The organism is Eisenbergiella massiliensis, assembly GCF_003435485.1.
Map to the genome: position 1 here is coordinate 1 of NZ_QVLV01000038.1, position 22,339 is coordinate 22,339.

At 45.7% G+C, this 22,339-nt stretch carries 33 protein-coding genes; 27 read left to right on the top strand and 6 right to left on the bottom strand.

Annotated elements, in window-relative coordinates:
• Positions 1-53: 53 nt before the first annotated feature.
• The 4 genes from DXC51_RS27790 to DXC51_RS27805 form a co-directional block, all read right to left on the bottom strand.
• A complete protein-coding gene (locus DXC51_RS27790) occupies positions 54-1,244 on the bottom strand; it encodes a tyrosine-type recombinase/integrase (protein ID WP_117545884.1) in 1,191 nt (396 codons plus the stop codon).
• A 167-nt stretch (positions 1,245-1,411) separates the two neighbouring features.
• A complete protein-coding gene (locus DXC51_RS27795) occupies positions 1,412-2,392 on the bottom strand; it encodes a DUF4236 domain-containing protein (RefSeq protein ID WP_117531656.1) in 981 nt (326 codons plus the stop codon).
• Positions 2,393-2,425: 33 nt separating this feature from the next.
• Positions 2,426-2,887, bottom strand: coding sequence for a hypothetical protein (locus DXC51_RS27800; protein ID WP_117545885.1), 462 nt, complete (start codon positions 2,885-2,887; stop codon positions 2,426-2,428).
• Between the two features lie 38 nt (positions 2,888-2,925).
• The gene (locus tag DXC51_RS27805) at positions 2,926-3,699 is read right to left on the bottom strand and encodes a helix-turn-helix domain-containing protein (protein WP_117531659.1); all 774 of its coding nucleotides are present in this window, start codon (positions 3,697-3,699) and stop codon (positions 2,926-2,928) included.
• A gap of 151 nt (positions 3,700-3,850) precedes the next feature.
• Here DXC51_RS27805 and DXC51_RS27810 point away from each other — a divergent pair, with 151 nt between their 5' ends.
• Both DXC51_RS27810 and DXC51_RS27815 read left to right on the top strand, forming a co-directional pair.
• Positions 3,851-4,099 carry a helix-turn-helix domain-containing protein gene (locus tag DXC51_RS27810; protein WP_117531661.1) on the top strand — a complete coding sequence of 83 codons (249 nt, stop codon included), beginning with the start codon at positions 3,851-3,853 and terminating at the stop codon, positions 4,097-4,099.
• On the top strand, positions 4,096-4,740 hold the full coding sequence (locus tag DXC51_RS27815) for a BRO-N domain-containing protein (protein WP_117545886.1): 645 nt from the start codon (positions 4,096-4,098) through the stop codon (positions 4,738-4,740). Before DXC51_RS27810 ends, DXC51_RS27815 begins: the two co-directional genes overlap by 4 nt.
• Before the next feature lie 159 nt (positions 4,741-4,899).
• Here DXC51_RS27815 and DXC51_RS29370 read toward each other — a convergent pair whose 3' ends face one another.
• Positions 4,900-5,091, bottom strand: a complete 192-nt coding sequence (locus DXC51_RS29370; protein WP_147332418.1) for a hypothetical protein — start codon at positions 5,089-5,091, stop codon at positions 4,900-4,902.
• Between the two features lie 92 nt (positions 5,092-5,183).
• Here DXC51_RS29370 and DXC51_RS27820 point away from each other — a divergent pair, with 92 nt between their 5' ends.
• The 16 genes from DXC51_RS27820 to DXC51_RS27895 all read left to right on the top strand — a co-directional run bounded on the left by DXC51_RS27820 (position 5,184) and on the right by DXC51_RS27895 (position 15,941).
• On the top strand, positions 5,184-5,693 hold the full coding sequence (locus tag DXC51_RS27820) for a Rha family transcriptional regulator (RefSeq protein WP_117545887.1): 510 nt from the start codon (positions 5,184-5,186) through the stop codon (positions 5,691-5,693).
• A gap of 55 nt (positions 5,694-5,748) precedes the next feature.
• On the top strand, positions 5,749-6,006 hold the full coding sequence (locus DXC51_RS27825) for a hypothetical protein (RefSeq protein ID WP_102287141.1): 258 nt from the start codon (positions 5,749-5,751) through the stop codon (positions 6,004-6,006).
• A 4-nt stretch (positions 6,007-6,010) separates the two neighbouring features.
• Positions 6,011-6,241: a hypothetical protein gene (locus DXC51_RS27830; protein ID WP_117545888.1), complete on the top strand. Its 231-nt coding sequence runs from the start codon at positions 6,011-6,013 to the stop codon at positions 6,239-6,241.
• Positions 6,238-6,444 (top strand): hypothetical protein, encoded by a 207-nt coding sequence (locus tag DXC51_RS27835; protein ID WP_117545889.1) that lies wholly within the window; start codon positions 6,238-6,240, stop codon positions 6,442-6,444. The genes DXC51_RS27830 and DXC51_RS27835 overlap by 4 nt, the downstream gene beginning before the upstream one ends.
• Before the next feature lie 21 nt (positions 6,445-6,465).
• Positions 6,466-6,723 (top strand): hypothetical protein, encoded by a 258-nt coding sequence (locus DXC51_RS27840; protein ID WP_117545691.1) that lies wholly within the window; start codon positions 6,466-6,468, stop codon positions 6,721-6,723.
• Positions 6,724-6,743: 20 nt separating this feature from the next.
• Entirely contained in the window at positions 6,744-7,364 is a 621-nt protein-coding gene (locus DXC51_RS27845) for a hypothetical protein (protein WP_117545890.1), read from the top strand.
• 2 nt (positions 7,365-7,366) lie between these two features.
• Positions 7,367-7,678: a hypothetical protein gene (locus tag DXC51_RS27850; RefSeq protein ID WP_117545891.1), complete on the top strand. Its 312-nt coding sequence runs from the start codon at positions 7,367-7,369 to the stop codon at positions 7,676-7,678.
• Positions 7,659-8,933, top strand: coding sequence for an AAA family ATPase (locus DXC51_RS27855; protein WP_117545892.1), 1,275 nt, complete (start codon positions 7,659-7,661; stop codon positions 8,931-8,933). The genes DXC51_RS27850 and DXC51_RS27855 overlap by 20 nt, the downstream gene beginning before the upstream one ends.
• Complete coding sequence (locus tag DXC51_RS27860; protein ID WP_117545926.1) at positions 8,933-10,084, top strand: ATP-binding protein; 1,152 nt, start codon at positions 8,933-8,935, stop codon at positions 10,082-10,084. The genes DXC51_RS27855 and DXC51_RS27860 overlap by 1 nt, the downstream gene beginning before the upstream one ends.
• 16 nt (positions 10,085-10,100) lie before the next feature.
• Positions 10,101-10,547 (top strand): hypothetical protein, encoded by a 447-nt coding sequence (locus DXC51_RS27865; RefSeq protein WP_117545893.1) that lies wholly within the window; start codon positions 10,101-10,103, stop codon positions 10,545-10,547.
• A 2-nt stretch (positions 10,548-10,549) separates the two neighbouring features.
• Positions 10,550-12,136: a DEAD/DEAH box helicase gene (locus tag DXC51_RS27870; RefSeq protein WP_117545894.1), complete on the top strand. Its 1,587-nt coding sequence runs from the start codon at positions 10,550-10,552 to the stop codon at positions 12,134-12,136.
• A gap of 2 nt (positions 12,137-12,138) precedes the next feature.
• Positions 12,139-14,370, top strand: coding sequence for an AAA family ATPase (locus tag DXC51_RS27875; RefSeq protein ID WP_117545895.1), 2,232 nt, complete (start codon positions 12,139-12,141; stop codon positions 14,368-14,370).
• A 296-nt stretch (positions 14,371-14,666) separates the two neighbouring features.
• A complete protein-coding gene (locus DXC51_RS27880; RefSeq protein ID WP_181970221.1) occupies positions 14,667-14,885 on the top strand; it encodes a YozE family protein in 219 nt (72 codons plus the stop codon).
• The gene (locus DXC51_RS27885; RefSeq protein ID WP_287560270.1) at positions 14,882-15,274 is read left to right on the top strand and encodes a RusA family crossover junction endodeoxyribonuclease; all 393 of its coding nucleotides are present in this window, start codon (positions 14,882-14,884) and stop codon (positions 15,272-15,274) included. The genes DXC51_RS27880 and DXC51_RS27885 overlap by 4 nt, the downstream gene beginning before the upstream one ends.
• The gene (locus DXC51_RS27890) at positions 15,271-15,480 is read left to right on the top strand and encodes a hypothetical protein (protein WP_117545897.1); all 210 of its coding nucleotides are present in this window, start codon (positions 15,271-15,273) and stop codon (positions 15,478-15,480) included. Before DXC51_RS27885 ends, DXC51_RS27890 begins: the two co-directional genes overlap by 4 nt.
• Before the next feature lie 203 nt (positions 15,481-15,683).
• Positions 15,684-15,941, top strand: coding sequence for a helix-turn-helix domain-containing protein (locus DXC51_RS27895; RefSeq protein ID WP_117545898.1), 258 nt, complete (start codon positions 15,684-15,686; stop codon positions 15,939-15,941).
• Between the two features lie 122 nt (positions 15,942-16,063).
• Here the strand turns inward: DXC51_RS27895 and DXC51_RS27900 are convergent, their stop codons facing one another.
• Positions 16,064-16,228, bottom strand: a complete 165-nt coding sequence (locus tag DXC51_RS27900) for a YjzC family protein (protein WP_117545899.1) — start codon at positions 16,226-16,228, stop codon at positions 16,064-16,066.
• Positions 16,229-16,525: 297 nt separating this feature from the next.
• Here DXC51_RS27900 and DXC51_RS27905 point away from each other — a divergent pair, with 297 nt between their 5' ends.
• The 9 genes from DXC51_RS27905 (at position 16,526) to DXC51_RS27940 (ending at position 22,339) form a co-directional block, all read left to right on the top strand.
• On the top strand, positions 16,526-16,744 hold the full coding sequence (locus DXC51_RS27905; RefSeq protein WP_025491449.1) for a hypothetical protein: 219 nt from the start codon (positions 16,526-16,528) through the stop codon (positions 16,742-16,744).
• 30 nt (positions 16,745-16,774) lie between these two features.
• Positions 16,775-17,029, top strand: coding sequence for a hypothetical protein (locus tag DXC51_RS27910; RefSeq protein ID WP_102287121.1), 255 nt, complete (start codon positions 16,775-16,777; stop codon positions 17,027-17,029).
• Complete coding sequence (locus tag DXC51_RS27915) at positions 17,022-17,633, top strand: DUF551 domain-containing protein (RefSeq protein WP_102287120.1); 612 nt, start codon at positions 17,022-17,024, stop codon at positions 17,631-17,633. The genes DXC51_RS27910 and DXC51_RS27915 overlap by 8 nt, the downstream gene beginning before the upstream one ends.
• 305 nt (positions 17,634-17,938) lie before the next feature.
• Complete coding sequence (locus DXC51_RS29755; protein WP_180998057.1) at positions 17,939-18,079, top strand: hypothetical protein; 141 nt, start codon at positions 17,939-17,941, stop codon at positions 18,077-18,079.
• Positions 18,080-18,417: 338 nt separating this feature from the next.
• Positions 18,418-19,440 (top strand): tyrosine-type recombinase/integrase, encoded by a 1,023-nt coding sequence (locus DXC51_RS27920; RefSeq protein WP_102287119.1) that lies wholly within the window; start codon positions 18,418-18,420, stop codon positions 19,438-19,440.
• 17 nt (positions 19,441-19,457) lie between these two features.
• Positions 19,458-19,643, top strand: a complete 186-nt coding sequence (locus tag DXC51_RS27925; RefSeq protein WP_102287118.1) for a hypothetical protein — start codon at positions 19,458-19,460, stop codon at positions 19,641-19,643.
• Positions 19,643-20,065, top strand: a complete 423-nt coding sequence (locus DXC51_RS27930; RefSeq protein WP_102287117.1) for an RNA polymerase subunit sigma-70 — start codon at positions 19,643-19,645, stop codon at positions 20,063-20,065. The genes DXC51_RS27925 and DXC51_RS27930 overlap by 1 nt, the downstream gene beginning before the upstream one ends.
• 197 nt (positions 20,066-20,262) lie before the next feature.
• A complete protein-coding gene (terS, locus tag DXC51_RS27935) occupies positions 20,263-20,994 on the top strand; it encodes a phage terminase small subunit (RefSeq protein ID WP_102288510.1) in 732 nt (243 codons plus the stop codon).
• A complete protein-coding gene (locus DXC51_RS27940; RefSeq protein ID WP_117531690.1) occupies positions 20,981-22,339 on the top strand; it encodes a PBSX family phage terminase large subunit in 1,359 nt (452 codons plus the stop codon). Before terS ends, DXC51_RS27940 begins: the two co-directional genes overlap by 14 nt.

The following is a 22,339-nucleotide window of genomic DNA, read 5'->3' on the forward strand; positions in this document are numbered from 1 at the left end:
GGGTTCGAATCCCCCGTGCTTCAGTTCAAAAGCCTTGATTTTACAGGGCTTTTTTATTGCGTGTTGCATTTTGTGTTGCATATCTTAGAAATTGACTCCATAAAATCAGAATACTTCATCCTCAGTTCAGGGGAATCTTGCATCCCAATATTGCGCAGCCACGCCGTATATCCTTCTGGCAAGTCTGGTTCTGCCATTCCAATTTGTCCCTCAAAGTATTCGTCAATCATATTGTCCACCCGCTGCCGTTCCTGCCCGAAGGTATGGGTATATACCTTTTTCATTACGGTGTCAGTTTTCCATCCACCACGCTCCTGGGCATATTTGTCGGGAACCTGCAGGAGGGCCATGACGGAGGCGTTGACGTGCCTGAGGTCATGATAGGTCATCGGCTTTAAGCCGGCTTTTTCTATTAAGCGTGTGAAGCGGAAATATACCTGCGACCGTGTCATAGGTACTAGGCGGTCCTCTTGCGGATCTGTCTGTGATATCAACTCCTGGATGTAGGCCGGCATGCGGTGCATCCGGGTTCGGGTCTTTGTTTTTCCCTTCTGTTTGACCACGGGTTTGTTATCAACATCCACGATAACTTCCTCAACAACAAGATAGTTGCCACGAATAGATTTTGATTTTGTCAGCCCGCGAACTTCGGACATGGAAAAAGACAGCCACATGGCAAGCATAACAGCCAGCTCTACTTCTGAGCCTTTTACAGCGTTATATATTTCATCAGGTAAGGGTAAGTCCTTAATATGTGTTTCGGTCTGCGGTAGGCGTACTGTGCAGTCCAGAGAGGGGATATATTTATTGAGGACAGCAGTTATAAGGCCATACTCATTATGGACCGTTTTGGCGGAGATAGGGGCCTTGTCCTTGCGTTTAGCGTTAGGACGCTTTGCTTCCAGATTAACAGCGTCCTGAAGGCTCTGACGGGTCAGTTTCTTGAGCGGAAGCTCCATAATATCCGAAAATGCATTTTTCTGGATTTTACGGTATCCCTGGATGGTTGTGGGGGATAGAATCGCGTCAGATGTTTCGATATACGCATCGATTGCATTACGCAGGGAACTTGAGGACATGTGTCGGCGCTGTTCCTTCTCCATAGCGAATTGAGCCGCCATGAATTCAGCGTCTTTTTTTGAATCTGCTGTAAATGATTCATAGTGCCTTTTGCCGTTGTCATCTGTGTAATCATATACCTGGCAGCGCCAGGTGCCAGATGGTAATTTTTTTGCCTTTGCCATGATTTCTTCAGTACCTCCTTATTTTTGCGTAAAAAAATAACACCTGTACAGGTGCCGGAGGTTTGTGGTAAAATAATCTTGTTGAGGGATGCTTTACCGGCCTTCGGGCCTGTACAGTATTCAGTTAATTCCGCTCTGGCGTTCCCCAACGCTGGGGCGGTTTTTATTTATTGTAGATTGCTATATTTATTTAAATCAATTTCCCAAGGCTCAGAATATTTATTTATCCACTCCAATCCCTTTCCACCATACGCTTCATAACTAGTCAAGATAATCCATCGGTGTATATCTTCATGATGAAATATCTTAAAACTGTAGTAGTAAGAATATTCTTCATGACCACCGTTATGATATTCAATGCCTTGATCATTTAGCCTGAATGAGCAGATATTTATGTCTGTATTATTTAAAGAATATTTGTATGAACTATCTTTTTGATAATAAACAAAAAAATCTGTTGGAAGATATGAAACTATTATATCAATTGCTTGCGCAGCGTTCATTTGCGAATATAGTTCTGCTTCATAAATGTTTATGTGAAGCTCACCTATATATTTTTTTGACGTTGAATCTGCTAGCAAATACATTAAAACGTTATCGTCAGAAAAAGACTTTAACTTATTTTGATAATTTGAATATTCAGGTACAGTGAGTACTTTAACGTTATCAATTCCCATTTCTTTATAGAAATTCTTAGCCTTTTCAAAATCGCTGTAGATTATAGGGTGCTTAGTTAAATTTAACACTTCAGTACAACTAAGACTAACCGGTTGGTGAGTAGGCAGTTCAAGGGTATTTTCATCAAGGGCATTTTCATTTTGCTGTCGTCCCCAAGATGATATAAAACCAGCAAGAACAAGACAAACAAATATAAAAAAAATAAGAGAGCTTCTACTTTTTCTTTTTGGGGAAATTATGTTATTGTTTTTAAGGTTTGACTTAATATTTTCTTCTTTCTTTTTCTTCCTAATTGAATCTGTATAATACAGCCCTGTTCCGGGAATGCCTACAGATGATGTTTTTGTCCCCTTTGAATTGATAGTGTAATGTGCCCCTTTCCCCCCAAAAGTGACCCCAACACTTTTTTTATTAATATTTAGTTTTACACCAGGAAAAATATTAATGCTTTTCCTATATCTCCATCCCATAAAATCCCCCCTAATCAAAATGGATTTAATTGATTATGCTATTAAGTCGAATACCGCTAGAGCCGGCTCAAAATATATAACATAGTTATCCAAAATAGTATACTGCCCAAATTTTGAGTGGAAGTAATCCAGCGCATCCTGTAGGAAGTCTTCGGTTACATCTAAAGTGTCTGCCATTTCATAAAGATTTCGGCAGCCATTACAATAGGCCTTTATTATTCCTCTTAAGCCCACACGGTCATTATAGGCCCAAATCTTTCCGCGTTTTTCCTGCTTTGCATTATTTGGAAGATTTTGATTCAGAATATCGCCGGCTCCTGTGAAATGATGACCCAATTCCTCTGATGTTGCGCAGGATTTTCCTACGGTAAGCATGTCCCTACGAATGAAGATAGTATCATTCATTATTCTTCCGTTTCTTCCTTTGAAGTCCATCTCGATAACGGATATCCCCAATTGGTCAGCTCTATCTATTAATGTTTCATAGCAATCCATGTTCACACCTCCTCAGCAAGTATATTAAAAATAGTGTCCTATAAATCGGACTTTTCTTTATCTCTAAAATATTCCTGAATGAGGTTTTCATCGTAATCGAGGTCTTCTTGGGTTACAGGCTGGTCCGTTCTGGTCTGGGCAGCATTTACTTTCAGGTAATCAGGCTCCGGTTCCCGTACAGCAGTGGGGAATGGCTGGACATCCGCTGAAGTATACTTATTGTCCAGAGTAAGAAGCCGGACCTGTTCTGTGGCAGTTTCCTTGCCTAAATTATTCAATCGGTTGTAATAAGTCATGATATCGGGGGAGCCGAAAGCTTCTTTGGCAGAAATTCGAGGTTCGTCCGATTCAAACACTGGTATTTCTTGTTTAGCCAATGCCGAACGTAAGATACTCCCTTGCATTCCGATTACATCGGCAACCCTTGTTATCCAATCATAACCAATTTCATAATCTCCAAATTGTCCTGGCGTAAAAGTATCTAGGCTTTTAAGCCAGTGAAGAGGAACATTAGCCTTATCGGCTAACTGGGCCACACTCATTTCAATTTCAGTCAAACGTTTACTTACTATACTGCTTAAAGCTGTATCGTCTATCATGGGTACATCATATCCGGATAACCAGCTTGGATTAACCTTTAAAGATTCAGCTATGGCTTGAAGTACAGGAAGTTTAGGGTTTGAAATTAATCCATTTTCATAACGTTGTATTGTTGATTTGGCAACGCCTATATCCGATGCTATATCATCTAATGTATAATTACGGAGCGCCCTTGCCTGTTTTATTCTATCGCCTATAAGTTTTATATCCATTTGGGTATCTCCTCCTCTTGAACATTATTATACATCATTGTATTGCACTACGCAATATCAAAAACTAAAAAGATACGAAAAAGTTGCACAATGCTATTGACATGAAAGTTGCATAGTGCTACAATTGGCGTTGAAAGAGAGGTGAAGGAAAGTGATAAATACAAGAAAAATCAAAGCCCGAATGGTTGAATTGGGCATTACTCAAAAAGATGCGGCAAAATTTTTATGCATTGCACAACCTACTATAAATCAAAAAATTAACAATATTAGGCCAATGGATTTAGAAGAGGCCGAAAAGCTATCTAATTTGTTACAGCTAAACATAGAAGACTTCCAATCATATTTTTTTTGCACGCAAGTTGCACAGTGCAACACGGAGGTGGAAAAGGAGGAAACATGAAAACTGAATACTGGAATGGCTATCCGATCCGTTTCATAGAAAAGGATGGCGAATGGTGGGCAGTAGCTAAGGACATAACAGATGCTATGGGTTTTAGGGATGCCAATGTTGCTACAAGAAAGATGCCGCAAAAATATAAAGTTACGTACAAAGTACGTATCACATCAGAAAAGACGAAAGCGCCCGAAACTCAAAATATGATAGTCCTTAACGAAAAAGGTTTGTATCGCCTTATCATGAGAAGCAATAAACCCGAAGCCGAGGATTTTCAGGACTGGGTATATGAAATGCTTAAAATACTCCGCCAGTCATCCGGCCTTGAAGGCTTTCAGATATTCCGGATGCTGGACAAAGAGCATCAGAAGGAAATGATGGGAAAACTGAGCCATGCATTACAACATCCGGTCAGGGTTGACTTCATCAAGGCGAATACGATAGTAAACAAGGCCGTGTCTACAAAATACGGTTACCCGAAGATGGTCAAAAAAGCAGACATGTCCCCGGCTATGCTGGTGGACAGGCAGGGCCTTCTGGAAATCACGGTTGAGCTTATGGGCTTCAAGGAAAAATACCATCTGGATTTATCGGTCAGTAAGGAAGTGTACAAGATGGTCTCTGGAGCTTGTGAAAAGACAGGATGAAGAGTAGAACAAATCAATAGTAAATTATTGTAAAGAGAGGAAGGTGAGAAAGGATGAAGAAGATAACTGCTCTTGTTATCGAGGCTCATGTTGAGGACATAGATAGCACAAAAGAGCTTCTGAATGATCTAGAAACTCTTTTGGAGAAATATGATGTTACTATTGACCTGAAGATTTATCAAAGTCTTCAAGCGTCTTGTACACCGATTTGATGATGTTGTTGACTGATTCCAAGTTAATCATAGTTGTCTCTTTAATAATATTGTTCGGAGAAGCTACAATTTGTTTTTGATGAGCTCGGATATATTCAATAGCCACGTCAACAGCGAGCTCTTTATTGGTTTTACTCATAACAATTTATCCTTTCTTCTGTACTCAGCCGCTGCAACGGCCTGTACATCAATTATAGAAAGGATGGAAGAATTTTACAAGGAGGAAAGTTTATGGACGATTTAACAAGAACCACCATCACATCAATGGAAGCCGCCGAATGGTGCGGCAAGAAACACACAGATTTACTAAGGGATATCCGCCGATATACTGCGCAGTTAGCCGAAAGCAAAATTGCGTTGGGCGATTTTTTCCAGGAGAGTTCATATCAGGATGCCAATAACCAGACACGTCCCTGCTTCCTGGTCACAAAGAAAGGCTGTGAGTTCATAGCCCACAAGATGACGGGGCAAAAAGGAACGGAGTTCACGGCAAGGTATATCAACCGATTCCACGAAATGGAGAATAACACAATCAATTATCATATCGATGCTGCCACTCTCAAAGGTATTGCCAGCACGGGAAACCTGATCAGGAGTACTATGCGTGACCAGGGGGCTAAGCCTTACAAAGTTGCCGTTGTGCTGGATTCATTATTTAAACAGAGCGGCCTTTCTCTCCCTTCTGATTTTATCGTTATACCGGAGTATGAACAGGCTGAACTGTCAGACTTTTTGAAATAACGGTTATTCTACAGACTGTGGCCTATAAAAATCATAAAAGAAATGTGGTGATAACATGTCAAAAACAAAACCTTTGGGGGTATACGGAGAACGCAAAAACACTGTACGCTGCATTATCAACGCAGGGATAAAGAGAAGGGCACTCAAAAACGCAGACCTTAAAAGTGCTATCAACGAAAATACCCTGGGCAAAAGAAAAAGGTTGCCGGAAACATTCGTACTCGGTGAACTTTGGCGGATAGATGATATTTTGCATTTTACTGATGCGGAGATTTTACAGATGTTTGGAAGAGTTCCGAAGGAAGGAGGATAAGACAGTGAATAAAACAGAACGCCTTGAACTGGAAAATAAGATTCTCAGGGGCATGCTGTCAGACATCCGGAAATCCATTCAGAAACTGGATAAGGCTTCAACAACTAGCAGCGAGGAACGTATTCGAGAGACATACCGGATGATAGGATGCATCAGACATATTGCTGGTAGCTTCACCGACCGGATGTCCGCGGAGAAATACCGCCGGGGAAATACCGAGGGAGGGCAGACATGAGAGCACTTCAGACAATCGCCTTCCTGGCTCTTGTAGTATCAGCCGGCGGGATAGAAAACCAAAACGGAGAGCTGCAGCCGGCAGCCATAGGGATTATGATTGTGTCCCTGGTGGTGCTGCTGATTACAGCGAGACATGAAAACGCTCCGGCCTGCGGCAACAGGAGACGGAGCACAAAGGATAATCAATCAAGTGCATTATAGCACAGAAAAGGAGTTTTGAAAATGGAAATGTGTGAAGCAGCAAAAAGGATTTTAGATACCCCGGCCAAAGTGGTGTATTATCGGGCGCCTGGGGATACATCCGGAAAAATAGAATCGGATGCTGACCATGTATCTCTCTGCGTAGCAGCTGAGGATATCATGCTTGAAGCCTGCCTGCGCATGAGCCGTGGGGATATTGCTGTCGCAAATAAGGCCATGCGCCAAATGACCAAAAATGTGCGGAACAATATTCTGCAGCTGAACAACCTCAAAAATTGACCGGGGGGGGGTAAAAACTTATGTGTGAAAGAGTTAAGCTTACACCCCTCACCCTCGAAGAAAAAGCTTTCGCAGAAGAGCATCACAGCGTCCTGGTCTGGTATCTGAACACTCAGAAACTGGACAAGTCAGAGTATTATGATGTAGCTGCTATGGGATACCTGCAGGCGGTCAAACAATGGTTCGCCCGGCCTGAGCTGCATCAATGGTCCTTTTCAACAATCGCCAGGCAGTCAATGCGCAGCCGCGTACATAATGAGCGGCAGAAACAGAATAGGCTGCCGACTGTGAGTCTGGACGAAGTGGTTCCTGGAACTGACGGGCTGATCTATGGGGATACGATAACTTATAACAATTTAATTTATGGAGGATATGACGTGAATATTAGTTTTAACGTAAAAATACCGGAGCAGAAGAGGTTTGGTGTAAAAAGTGATGAGGTAAAAGCATTTGATTCCTTTATGGAAATGGAATCAAAAATGAAGAACATGTGTATTGAATACGATTCTAATGAGGAAGCGAAGAAAAAGGCGGCTGTCCTGCAGACATACCGGAGAAGTCTTCCGAACAAAGATGAGTTTGAAGTATTCAAGCAGGATAAAAGCATTTATGTTGTGAGAAAACAGACGGGGAGGAAATAGAAATGGTATGTGTAGAAGTTTTCCAGGATGGAATATTGAAAAGTCAGTTTAAAGGACAAGCAGCGTTTGTCATGATGGAAACAATGACTGAAAAAAGAGTTGACTGTAATACTGGTATCATAGGGGAAACCGATATCAACGTGTTTATACGTAGTATGGCTACCGCGGTAGCTGAATCAGTAATAAAATTAACGGATTCAGCTCTGGAAACTTATATATTGTCACATGTGTTTTTAGATGCTTTTGCTGATAAAATCACTGAAAGTTCCAGAGAAGAGAAGGAGGATATGGAAGATGGAAGCACTAAAAATTAATCAGCTGGAAGTTGAAAATGTAAAGCGTATTAAGGCGGTAAAGGTGGAGCCGACAGCCAACGGCCTGACCATCATCGGCGGCAATAATAATCAGGGGAAGACCTCCGTACTGGATTCCATTGCCTGGGCGCTGGGAGGGGACCGTTACCGGCCCTCTCAGGCCACAAGAGAAGGTTCCCTGATTCCTCCTATCTTGCATATTGTCATGAACAATGGGCTGGTAGTGGAACGCAAGGGCAAGAACAGTGACCTTAAGGTAACGGATCCTTCCGGGAGGAAAGGTGGGCAGCAGCTCCTGAATGAGTTCGTGAACCAGCTGGCTCTGGATCTGCCGAAGTTCATGGAAGCATCCGGGAAAGAGAAGGCGGATATCCTCCTGCAGATTATTGGTATCGGTGATCAGCTCCATGCACTGGAACAGCAGGAAACTGACCAGTATAACCGGCGCCGTGCAATCGGCCAGATTGCAGACCAGAAGGAAAAGTTTGCAAAGGAGCAGCCTTATTACCCGGATGCCCCGAAGGATATCGTCTCTGCAACAGAGCTGATTAAGCGTCAGCAGGATATCCTGGCAAAGAATGGGGAGAACCAGAGGAAGCGTGAACGCCTGCACCAGCTGGAGCAGGAGAGCCAGAAGATTAATGAGGAACTGGAAGCACTTCTGAAACGGCAGGAACAGGTTCAGGTAGACCTTGAAACGGCCCGGAAGTCAGCGGCTGACCTGCAGGACGAGTCCACAGCAGAACTGGAAGCCAGCATTACCAACATAGAGGAAATTAACCGTAAAGTCCGTGCCAACCTTGACAAGGACAAAGCGGAGGACGATGCCAGGGAATACCGCAGGCAGTATGACTGCCTTACGAAAGAACTTTATGACACCCGGCAGAAGAAAACAGACCTGCTCGAGAATGCTCCCCTTCCCTTCCCGGAGCTTTCCGTACAAGATGGGAACCTGGTGTATAAGGGGCAGCAGTGGGATAACATGTCCGGTTCCGATCGCCTTAAAGTGGCAACGGCTATTGTGCGGAAACTAAACCCGAAGTGCGGATTCGTACTCCTGGACAAACTGGAACAAATGGATCTGGGGACGTTACAGGAGTTCGGTGCCTGGTTGGAAGCAGAAGGTCTGCAGGCCATAGCAACGCGGGTAAGTACGGGTTCAGAATGTAGCATTGTGATAAGCGATGGATATGTAGTAGGGCAGGAACAGCCTGAGCAGCCGGAGAAAAAGACATGGAAGGCAGGTGCGTTTTAATGGAAATAATCAGAGGAAAAATACCGTGTGCAAAAAAAGTTGTAATCTATGGCCCAGAAGGAATTGGAAAAAGTACTTTTGCATCCAAGTTCCCCGTTCCGCTTTTTATTGACACCGAAGGGAGCACAAAGGATATGGATGTGGCGAGGACTCCTACTCCGTCATCCTGGGCCATGCTCAAAGAACAGATTGACTATGTGGTATCTCATCCGGATATCTGCCGTACTCTGGTAATTGATACGGCGGACTGGGCAGAACAGATGTGCGTAGAGGATATCTGTTCGCGCCACCAGAAGCATGGAATTGAAGATTTCGGGTACGGAAACGGCTATGTCTATGTCAAAGAAGAGTTTGGCCGCTTCCTGAACCGTCTGGAAGATGTAATTTCAAAAGGGATTAACGTTGTGCTTACCGCTCACGCACAGCTGCGCAAATTTGAGCAGCCGGACGAACTGGGAGCCTATGATCGGTATGAAATGAAACTGGGCAAAAAGACGGCCTCCCAGACGACTCCCCTGGTGAAGGAATGGGCGGATATGGTGCTGTTTGCCAATTACAAGACCTATTCCATAGCTACGGATAAAGACGGAAAGAAACATAAGGCTCAGGGAGGCAGACGGGTAATGTATACCCAACATCACCCCTGCTGGGATGCCAAGAACCGGTATGGCCTGCCGGAGGAAGTGGATTTTGATTACGCTGTGATTGCTCCTATCATTGAGCAGTCTGGTGTTGCACCGGTGCAACCCACAACACCGGCGCAAGAAAAGAAAACAGAGATTCCCGTTACTGCGGAAGCCGTTCAGATGTCCATTCCGGGAACGGAGATTTCAAAGGCGAATATTCCGCCTGCAGAGCCGGAGCCTGTCAAATCGGAGACCCCGCCGCCGATGAACCCGCCTACAGAGACGGGGCCTGCTGAGAAACTGGATGAACGTATCCCGAAAGCCCTGCGTGACCTAATGGAGGAAAACGGCGTAGGTGAATGGGATTTACAGGAAGTGGTTGCAGCCCGTGGATATTATCCCTCGGATACCCTTATCTGGAATTACGATCCGGATTTTATTGATGGTGTGCTGGTTGCGGCATGGAATCAGGTGTATGGGATGATTAAAGAAATGCGGGAAAAAGCAGAAATACCATTTAATTAAGGAGGATATTCGAAGTATGTATGAAGAAAGAGAACTGCAGTGGGATGATGTCATCGAAAAAGAGGGCGGTGAGTTTGCAACCCTTCCGGAAGGTGATTATACATTCATGGTGGAAAGTTTTGAACGTGGAAGGTTCACACCAAAAGAAGGCAACAAGCTACCGGCCTGTAACATGGCAACCCTGAAACTGAGAATTGATACACCAGAAGGAGCCGCTTATATTAACCATCAACTGTATTTACATACAAAGATGGAAAGCCGCTTATCAGAGTTTTTTGCATCAATTGGACAGAAAAAGAAAGGTGAAGCATTAAAAATGAATTGGAATGCAGTGTCTGGCTCAACTGGTAGAGCGCATATAACTCTGGATCCGGATAAAACGGATCCGAACAAAAAATTCAATCATATTAAAAACTTTTATCCGAAGGAGGATAAACCCAAATTTAAGGCAGGTGCATTTTAATTATGGAACTTAGGCCGTATCAAATAGAAGCAAAAAACAGCATATTTGAGGAATGGGACAAGGGCGTCAACAAGACGCTCCTGGTCCTTCCTACCGGCTGCGGAAAAACTATTGTTTTTGCCAAGGTAACAGAGGACTGTGTACGGCGAGGGGATAGAGTCTTAATACTGGCTCACCGCGGGGAATTACTGGACCAGGCTGCCGATAAGATAAAGACTGCGACAGGCCTGGGATGCGCTACGGAAAAGGCAGAAGAAACTTGCCTGGGAAGCTGGTACAGAATAACAGTAGGATCCGTACAAACCTTGATGCGTGAAAAGAGGCTGGGGCAGTTCCCATCTGATTATTTTAAAACCATCATAATTGATGAAGCCCATCACTGCATATCTGACAGCTATCAGCGTGTATTGCAGCATTTTCCGGACGCGAAGGTGCTGGGTGTAACTGCTACTCCTGACCGTGGTGACATGCGGAATCTGGGAGAATATTTTGACAGCCTGGCTTACGAATATACACTTCCAAAAGCGATTAAATCTGGTTACCTGTCTCCAATCAAAGCGCTGACCCTGCCTCTTAAGATTGACATGAGTGGTGTGGGGATACAGGCTGGAGATTTCAAGGCCGGTGATATTGGTACAGCGTTGGATCCTTATCTGCACAGCATTGCCGATGAAATGGCAAAGTACTGCAAAAATAGGAAAACAGTAGTATTCCTGCCGCTGGTAAAGACCAGCCAGAAGTTCCGGGATATCTTATGCAGCAAGGGATTCCAGGCGGCCGAAGTGAACGGAGAGAGTCAGGATAGGGCGGAAATACTGGCAGATTTTGACACCGGGAAGTATAACGTCCTCTGCAATTCTATGCTGCTTACGGAGGGCTGGGACTGCCCATCGGTAGACTGCATTGTGGTTTTGCGGCCGACGAAGGTGCGTAGCCTGTACAGTCAGATGGTGGGCCGCGGTACAAGATTATGTCCGGGAAAGGATCACCTTTTATTACTGGACTTTTTGTGGATGACAGAACGGCATGAATTGTGTCACCCTGCGGACTTAATCTGTACGGATGCGGAAGTATCGAAACAAATGACCTCAAATCTGGAAGAAGCGGGATGTCCTATGGATCTGGAAGAAGCGGAGAAAACCGCAGCTGAGGATGTGGTAGCCCAGCGAGAGGAAGCCCTGGCGAAACAGCTGGCAGAAATGAAGCGGAGGAAGAAAAAACTGGTAGACCCGGTGCAGTTTGAAATGTCCATCCAGGCCGAAGACTTATCTGGGTATGTGCCGGCGTTTGGATGGGAGATGGCACCGCCGTCTGACAAGCAGAAGGCCACTCTGGAGAAACTGGGAATTATGCCGGATGAAATAGATAACGCCGGCAAGGCCACAAAGCTGCTGGATAGACTGAATAAGCGCCAACAGGAAGGGTTGACTACACCGAAGCAGATTCGGTTTCTGGAGGGGCGTGGATTTCAGCATGTTGGGACGTGGAGCTTTAACGCGGCCAAAAGCATGATTGACAGGATAGCAGCCAGCGGATGGCATACACCGAGGGGCGTGAATCCTCAGGAATATGTACCCGGTAAGGAGTAATTATGACAGATGGATTTGACATCATAGAAATATTAGAACATATAGACCCTTCCCGCCTAAATTATCAGGAATGGGTGAATGTCGGCATGGCCTTGAAAGAGGAAGGTCATACTGCAGCGGACTGGGATGTCTGGAGTCGGCGTGATGCCGGCCGGTACCATCCCGGGGAATGTTTTCGGAAATGGGATTCTTTCCGGGGGACTCTGCAGCCTGTAACAGGCGGTACTATTGTGCAGATGGCAAAAGACCAGGGATGGCAGCCTGAAACGGGGCATGAACTGGACTGGGACGATACCATATCTGATGAAAGAGTGGTGGTCGATAAAAACTGGATAGAAGGACAGGAAGTGGAAGAGCCGGAAACGTGGGACCCAACCGCGCAGTTGATAAAATATCTGGAAACTCTGTTTGAAGCTGGCGAAAATGTCGGATATGTTACGGCCAGCTGGGAGAAGGATGGAAGGTATCTGCCGACACAGGGAAACTGGGATCGTACTGCAGGGCAGCTTATAGAACAGCTGTCAAAATGCGGCGGCGATATAGGCAGCGTTCTGGGTGATTACAAGCCAGAGGCCGGCGCCTGGATCCGTTTCAACCCGCTGGACGGGGACGGCTGCAAAGACAGTAACATCACGGATTACAGGTATGCCCTGGTGGAATCCGATTCGGTCGAACTGGAAAAGCAGAACGCGATCCTGCGAGAGCTGGAGCTCCCCATCGCATGCCTGGTGTTCTCCGGGAAAAAGAGCCTGCATGCCATCGTGCGGGTGGACGCCGGGAGCATGGAAGAATATAAGAAGCGCGTGAACTACCTGTATGAGATCTGCAAAAAGAACGGGCTGGAGATTGACCAGCAGAACCGGAACCCGTCCCGGCTGTCCCGGATGCCGGGCGTGATGCGGAATGGCCATAAGCAGTTTCTGATGGATACCAACATCGGAAAAGCTTCCTGGGAGGAATGGCAGGAATGGATCGAGAGCGTAAACGACGACCTGCCGGACCCGGAGAACCTGGAAAGCGTATGGGACCACATGCCGGAGCTGTCACCCTGCCTGATCGACGGGGTGCTGAGACAGGGACACAAGATGCTGATTGCCGGCCCTTCCAAGGCAGGAAAATCCTTCCTGCAGACCGAACTGTGCATCGCCATCGCGGAAGGCCGTTCCTGGCTGGGCTGGGGATGCGCAAAAGGCCGTGTGATGTACGTGAACCTGGAGCTGGACGCGGCGAGCTGCCTGCACCGTTTCCGGGACGTATACGGTGCCCTGGGGTGGGAGCCGCGGAACCTGAAAAACATTGATATCTGGAACCTGCGCGGCAAATCGGTACCCATGGACAGGCTGGCGCCGAAGCTCATCCGGAGGGCCGCAAAGAAGGATTACATAGCCATTATCATTGACCCTATCTATAAAGTCATTACTGGCGATGAAAACAGCGCCGACCAGATGGCAGCCTTCTGTAACCAGTTCGACAAGATATGCACGGAGCTGGGAACGGCGGTGATATATTGCCACCACCACAGCAAGGGCGCCCAGGGCGGCAAGAGGTCCATGGACAGGGCTTCCGGCTCAGGAGTGTTTGCCCGTGACCCCGATGCGCTTCTTGACCTGATTGAGCTGGATGTGACGCCGGAACTGATGACGCAGCAGGAAAGTGCCATGGTATGCGATACCTGCATTAGATACCTGAATAACCTGTTTGAGGACTGGGAGGATGACGTTTCTCAGGACGATATGCTCAGTTATGTACAGATGCTTGCCTATTGTAAGAAAAAGCTCTCAGCGGGGCAATACAGCACGCTGAACGCGCTTATAGATGCGGCGGTTAAGAAGGTTAAGGCGTTGACCGCCTGGCGGATAGAAGGCACTCTCCGTGAGTTCCCGAAGTTTGCGCCGGTGAACCTGTGGTTTGATTATCCGGTACACCAGCCAGACAAGAGTGGTGTGCTGAAGGATATACAGCCAGACGCTGAAAAGGCACCATGGCAACGGGGGACTGATAAGATTAAGAAAAACGCACAAGAGCGTAAAACAGAACGAAAAAAAGCAATTGAAGAAGCGATTGAAGGATGCAATTTCGGAGAAGTACCAACTGTAAAAGATGTTGCTGAGTATCTGGGAATCTCAGAAAGAACAGCCCGCGACCACATAAAAGAGCATGGCGGGTACACTTATGAAGATGGAAAAGTGAGGAAAAAAGCAACGGAAGCAGAAGCGGGGAAAACTGATGAATAAGGTTTCCCCGCCAGAAAGCAGGAACACGGGGAAACCTAAAAAAAAAGATTCCCCCGTACAAATTAAAATGACGGGGAAACCATAGTTTTAAGATTCCCCCGTTAGTAGGTAAAACGGCGGGGAAACCTTAAATTTCAGATTCCCCCGTGCGGCGGGGAAACCTATACCCTAAAGGGTAAATATTTTCCCCCGCCATGCGTGGTCACGGGGGTAGGAAAGGACGGGCTAAAGCTCAGCCCGCCCGTTCCCTTCCCCCTCCCCGTGACAAGGCGAATTTCAGAAGGAGGTGTAAAGACATGAGCTTTTATTTTTGGCTGAGAAGCAGGTACAAAAATGAAAGTAATCTTTTTGGAAAACTGGCAGCATTAATGGATGGTGATGAAAATGCACCTGTGACATCAAGAAATAAAAAAATTATTCGTAGTTATTTAATAAGCAAGAAAATTTCTTTAAAAATGATGAGGGCATTTAATTGTTCATTTAGAGCATACAAAAAGGAGTTGAAGAATAGGTGATTGAATTTTTTATGTCGATGTCTCCCCCCACGGTAACGCATCAGGAAAAGCAGGTGCATGTGGTAAACGGCAAGCCAGTGTTTTTTGAGCCACAAGAGTTAAAAGCGGCCAGAGCGAAACTGAAATCCCATCTTGTGCAACATCGTCCCGCACAGAAATATACAAGGCCTGTCGAACTGGTGACAAAGTGGTGCTTCCCGCGGGGCCAGCACCAGGATGGGGAGTACAGGGCTACAAAACCGGATACCGACAACCTGCAGAAGCTCCTGAAAGATTGTATGACGGATGCGCAGTTCTGGACGGATGATGCGCTGGTCTGCCGGGAGATTACGGAAAAGTTCTGGGCGGAAGTGCCTGGGATTTATATCAGGATTGAGGAGCTGCCATGAAGATAATATGGGAATTGTTTACCGATGTGTGGCACCTGGCCCGGAAGTATGAGTTCCGGAAGCTCACGGATGCTGAATGGGAACAGTTCAAGGCCCGCGGGGAAGAGTTGCTGGTAAAGTACCGAAAGCACGGGTCAGACGTTGAAATGCTGTACCGGGATATCTTCCGGGCAGTGCAAGCGTACTACGATAGGAGTGTTGAATAACTCTTCAGGAGGTGTGGTGTATATGCAGTGCAAAAATTATGTCGGTGTGGCGTGCGTAAATGGCAGTTGTCCAATTGCCCTTGCAGAAGAATATGAGGAGTGCTGTATGCCGATTATCAAGGATTGCGAGAATTGCGCTCTAAGTGGAACAGAATATTGTGTTAAATAACCCTTTAACGCGGGAATAGAGAGGAGGAGACGTATTGAAGGTATGTACCTATGAAGATATTATCAACAACATAAAATGCATCCTTGCAGCCAAAGGAATGAAACAGGTAGTGGTTGCAGAACGAGCTGGTTTTTCCCCACAGGAATTTTCCAACATGCTCAATGGACGCAGAAAACTTTTACGTGTGGAGTATATGCCGGCCATTGCGGAAGCATTGGATGTGGATATACACGAACTGTATCAGAGAGAGGAGGTGTCAAAAGAGAATGCATCATTATATCACGAAATATGAAGAAGAAGGCAGACGGTATGCAGAAGCATGGTTTCAAATTACAGTCTTTGGGTTTAGTTTTTGCTTCTGGAAGCGGAGAATTGCAATATAAAAGCCGCTGCGGTTACAGCGGCTTCCATACATCATTTAGACCAACCACGTCCGGGCTTTTGGGTAGGGGGTAAACGATCACCCCGATCAATGTGGACGGTACGTCTATCGGGAATTTGTCCCCCTCTTGGGCCTACCTCATGATAGGTGACAGCAGGTTTGTTGTCAGTTCCAGGTTTGATAGGTTGCTTTGACATAATAGTCCTCCTCTTTTTGCCAGATGCGTTTTTACAATAAAGTAACGTTTTGTATCTTTTATTATATACAAAAGTATTAGAAAGTCAATACATATATACAATATATATGCAATGTAAAATATATAACACAATATATTGTGTTCTGATGTCTGCAACTAAATAATTTAAATGAGGATTTCAGAAGGGAGAACACATGAAGAAATTATCAGATTTGAAAGATGATGTTTTGCTGTGCGTTACGCCAAAAGGATATGACGGAGCAGTGATGGATAAATGAGGATTTAAAGGAGGTATAAAGTGAAAGTATTAGATGCCATGAGACAGATTGAACATATTGATAATGAAGTGAAGAATTTACAGAAATTCTGCCTACTTTCCCCAGAAGCCAGAGAACGAATAGCTGACGAAGTTGGCCTGAACAGTAATTTAGAAACGCTGGTTAATGTTAGTGTAAATGCTATGCTTTCGTGGAAGACAACACTTAAAGAAAAAATTCATAATGCTGAGTTAAACTGAAATTTAACATTTTCAGAAAGAGGTATATGGATGATAAAACATCTGAGAGTATGGGAGACAGAATACAAAACCCATCCTACACATAATGGGGTTGTTACACAAGGTTTTTTTGATTATCCAACTGATATTTATAACAAATTGAAGAAGGATACAGAGCAGTTCAAGTATGGCACGACTTTTCGTATAGAGCAGGAATATCCAAAAGGGAAATGGGTGTTTTTATGTCTTATGGACGTTAAGGTTCCTTTGCAAAATGAAAATTTGACGGAGGATTGCTATGAATAATCAAAATGCAATTGAAATACTTGGAGGTTTTAACAATGCTAGAAAAAGATATGCATCGGGTAAACAAATCGACAGAGATAGATTTGATACTTTTTCAAAGGCCATCGAGATGGCAATTGAATCACTTGAAATAACGAATCGATATAGATGGATTCCGGTGGAGGAGAGACTTCCAGAGGCCAACATGATTCAGCGTGAAGATGGAAAAATATTGGTTTTAACGTCGGTAGGTACAAGGAATATTTCGTATTATATTAATACCAAGGCGGGCGGAAACATATTTTTTGACGGAAAAAATTCATTTGAACCGATTGCCTGGATGCCGTTGCCGAAGCCGTACATGCCGCAAAACGACCAGTCAGTGGACAAATGGAATTTAATTGATGAAGATTATAAGGAAAAATTACCAAAGGAAGATTGTGATATTTGGATAACAAGGGTTATGTATACAGGAGAAAGACGGGTGCAAAAAGTGTCTTACTGTTCTACTGCGCAAGACATTGAATGGGACGGAACCATAGCGTGGATGGTTGCACAGAAAGATGACACAGAGCCAAAACCTTGCAGTAAATTACGAACCAGGGTTATACAAATGTTTCGTTAAAGGAAAGAAGGTTGCCTATGAAATACGCAGAAGGCGAACAATGCCCTTCCTGCGGCAGTACCGACAGCAGCGTAATTAACATCCGGTACCGGCCGAGCCTTAAGAGGGTAGTCCGGCGCCGGCGGTGTAAGGCCTGCGTGGAATACAGCCGAAGTAAGAATAAAGGAGCGTAAGGATGATTATTAAAACGATAGTAGTTATAGACTGTTGCATTATCGCAGCGGGATACATACTGGCCTTGGATGCCTGCCTCAGGATGCGGTACGAGGATCAGTTACTTGATCAATAGGGGGAGGGTAATATCAATGAATGAAATTGATAAGGCGATAGAAGAATTACAAGATATGGCTTTCCGGCCGTCACTGGAAAAATGGTTATCTGCAGAAACAATCGCAATAGCCATCGAAGCATTAGAAGAGATGAGGGATGCCGAATGCGGTACATAATAATTATTCTGCTGGCGGCTGTACTCTTTACCGGGTGCAGCCAGCCTCCAGAGCCCGATGCATTTACCAACAGTATTTATTGGATTAAAAGATAAAAAAGAGTCCTGCCACAGGGTTGCCTCCCTTGATGTGACAGAACTCATGTTCGATACAATTTCATTTTAAACCTTTATGCGCATAATGTCAAGATAATTTTCCAGTAAATGGAAATTAAAATGGAAATTAAATTGAACAGAAAATGACGGCAGCCCCACCCGCCAAGATGAATGTTGCCGTCCTACGCCTAAAAGGATTATAGCATTATTGCGTCCTTTAGGCAAGCGCAAAGGAGGCAAACTATGAAAGAACAGCTTATCAATGATGTGTTGCTGAGAATGCAAGAGGTTATAAATCGGGAACAGTTCCGCGTGCTGGAACAGGTACTGCTGGCCGTGATGTACAGCGTTGATGTGGTACGGATGGAGACTGCGTTGAGTACGGATCTGGATGACAATCAGTATATGCTGGATACGATCCGCCTGAATATGCAGAAGCGTGACCTCAGCAGTAAGACCATAGAGCAGTACATGAGAGCTGCCCGGATGTTTCTGGACGTAGTGCATAAAAATCTACGAAATGTGGTGCCCACGGATATTGAGTATTATCTCAATGAGTTTTCCAGAGGTAAGTTAAAGAGTAACAGCCCGCAGAGTGTCAACAATGAGCGGCAGTTTCTTTCTTCCGTATTCACCTGGTTAAGACGCTGCAATTTTATCAGCCAGAATCCCGTGGAGAATGTCGCCAAAAAGAAGGTGCCGCGCAAGCCCATTGACTTTTTGCAGGGCATTGAGGTTGAGGAATTGCGGACGGCCTGCGACCAGGATACGGTAAAAGGCAAGCGTGAGAGGGCAGTGCTGGAATTTTTACTCTCTACCGGTGCCCGTGTGGGCGAGGTGCCAGACGTCAAGATAACTGATATAGATTTTGTTTCCGGTTCCCTGATATTATACGGCCACAAGGACCGGGAGTACCGGGAGGTATACCTTAATGATGCTGCCCGGGTGCATATAAAGCGATACCTGGACAGCCGGCAGGATGATAGCCCGTATCTATTTGTGACGCTCCGCAAGCCAGCAGCGCCCATACATGAGAGCGCATACCGGGACCTGCTGCAGGATATCAGGGCCAGGGCAGAGCTACGCCGCAGGGTATACCCGCATCTTATGCGCAAGACAATGGCTTCCAGCCTGCGTCAACATGGGGCAAGCCTTGATGATATCGCGGATATCCTGGGCCACGCCAATATCAAAGTAACACGGGACTATTACGCAGCCCAGGCACCGGGACAGCTGCGGCACGTCCATAAATCATGTATAGCTTAATTGAGAGGAGGAAAAAAGTGTATAGAAATAGTGAAGGTTATACCGATTTGACGGCGGGTGAGGCCATAGAGAGGGCGGACAGGCCGCCACATGCGGTAAAACAGGTAATCTATATCCTGCGGCTTATTGCCAGTCTTGCGGGCATGGAGATTGTGGGGCGGATTACGCTTAAGGATAAAGAGACAGGGAGGGTGTGGGAGTAATGGACAAGCATATTCTGAGCCAATATATAGATGCCTGTGAAGTTATCAAAGACACAGAAAAAGAAATCAGCAATCTGAAAAAGAAGCGGAAAACGATAATTCAGACGAACGTAAAAGGGAGCAATCCTAATTTCCCTTATCAGGAGCAGCATTTCAAAATACAGGGAACTGCCTTTACTTATGGGGAGGATAGTTACTTACGTTTTGAAGAAAATCTTTTGAAACAGCAGCAGGAAAACGCCGAAAAACTAAAATTGAATGTTGAACAGTGGATGGTGACTATACCAATGCGGATGCAGAGAATTGTTCGGTATAAGTTTTTTGATAAAAATTCCTGGGGGGAAGTAGCGGCTCGAATTGGCGGAAAGGCAACTGCGGATAGCGTGCGTATGGAATTCAATAATTTTATGGGAGAAAAGTAATTTCGATTATTTCACATTTTTCGTTTTTGAAATGTTATAGTGTAATCTGGAAGGAGTGAATAAAACTTCTCCCCCTCCCATAAATTAATTCCCTTGCCAAAAGACACCTGACTGCAAACTGCGGCCGGGTGTCTTTTCGTGATGGCCGAACAAAGCATTTTCCCAAAACAAAACGAAACGAATGAGAGGTGGTGATGGTGCCGCGAAAACCTGACAGCAGAATAGAACAGGCGAAGGTGATGTTCCTGGACGGGATGAAGCTGGTTGAGATTGCAAGTCAACTAGAACTGCCTGAAGGGACGGTCCGGCGCTGGAAGAGTACCCATAACTGGGATAACGAACGTTCGGAAAAGAAAAGCGAACGTTCGGAAAAGCGAAAAGGCGGACAGCCCGGCAACCGTAACGCGGAAGGGCACGGCGGAACAGGGCCGCCGAGAAATCATAATGCAGAAAAGCACGGCCTTTTCCGGAAGTGGCTTCCGGAAGAGACTTTTTCAATTATTGAGCAGATGCCGAAGGATCCGCTTGATGTTCTCTGGGACCAGATACAGATTGCTTATGCGGCAATCATCCGGGCGCAACATATTATGTATGTCCGTGACCGGGAGGACAGTACGACTACGAAGATAGGCCAAAAGGACGGGGACACAGTAACAGAAGAACGCTGGCAGGTACAGCAGGCCTGGGATAAGCAAGGGAACTTCCTTAAGTCCCAGGCGCGGGCGCAAGGGGAACTCAGGAGCCTTATTAAGCAGTATGACGAGATGCTTCACCGGAACTGGGAGCTGGCAACGGAGGAACAGAAAGCCCGTATTGCTGTAATGAAAGCGAAATCCCAGATGGGTGATGAAGAGGAAACGGCGGATGATGGATTCCTGGATGCCCTGAACGGAATAGCCGCGGAGGATTGGACGGATGAAGAAGGTTAACCAGATATTTCATTTCAAGCCGTTTTCGCAGAAGCAGCGGAAAGTCCTGAACTGGTGGTGCGATTCTTCGCCGGTTAAGGACTATGACGGCATTATAGCTGACGGAGCTATCCGTTCAGGCAAGACAATAAGCATGTCGCTGTCATTCGTGATGTGGGCCATGACACGGTTCAACGGCCAGAACTTCGGTATGTGCGGCAAGACTATCGGTTCTTTCCGCAGGAACGTGTTGTTCTGGCTTAAACTCATGCTGCGGAGCCGTGGCTATAAGGTGGCAGACCACAGGGCTGATAACCTGGTAGTCGTCACGCGAAAAGGCGTGGAGAATTACTTCTACATATTCGGCGGCAAGGACGAACGTTCGCAGGACCTCATCCAGGGAATCACCTTGGCAGGGGTCTTTTTTGACGAAGTCGCGCTGATGCCGGAATCCTTCGTGAACCAAGCAACAGGCCGCTGCTCCGTGGATGGAAGTAAGTACTGGTTTAACTGTAACCCAGATGGGCCGTATCATTGGTTTAAGGTTGGCTGGATTGACAAGGCCATAGGGTATATCGGCAAGGAAAAAGTCAGGAAGCTTCAGGAGGAAGCTGCGAGGGCGGGGAAAGAAGCGGGCCTGAAGAAACTGCTGTATGTCCATTTCACGATGGACGATAACCTGAGCCTGTCTGAAGAGATTAAGGCCAGATACCGGAGCAATTACAGCGGCGTGTTCTTCAAACGTTATATACTCGGCCTGTGGGCTATGGCCGAGGGTATTATCTACGACATGTTTGACCCGGATAAGCATGTTGTGGATGTGCAGGAGCTTGTGAAGTCAGAAAAGATTGTGTGGACTGGTGACTATTATGTCAGCTCTGACTACGGTATCCAAAATCCGACAGCATTCCAGCTGTGGCGAAAAGCGCAAAACAGTAAATGGTATTGCATCCGCGAGTATTATTATTCTGGGCGTGATGCCGGAATACAAAAGACGGATTCTGAATATGCTACCGATTTAAAGGACTGGCTGGATGGCATAAAACCGAGGTTTGTTGTGCTTGACCCTTCGGCGGCAAGCTTCCGGGCGCAGCTCAAGAAAGATGGATATAAGGTTAAGAGCGCAAAAAATGATGTGCTAGACGGCATCAGATTTGTAGCATCGCTGCTGAATCAGACGGCTATCTTTTTTGATGTCTCTTGCACTAATACGATAAAAGAGTTCGGCTCCTATATCTGGGATGCCAAAGCGGCAGATAAGGGAGAGGACAAGCCTGTGAAGGAACATGATCACGAAATGGACAGCTGCCGGTACATGTGTTACACAATAATCCGCAGGCCTTCTGGAATGCAGGTATTAAAGTGA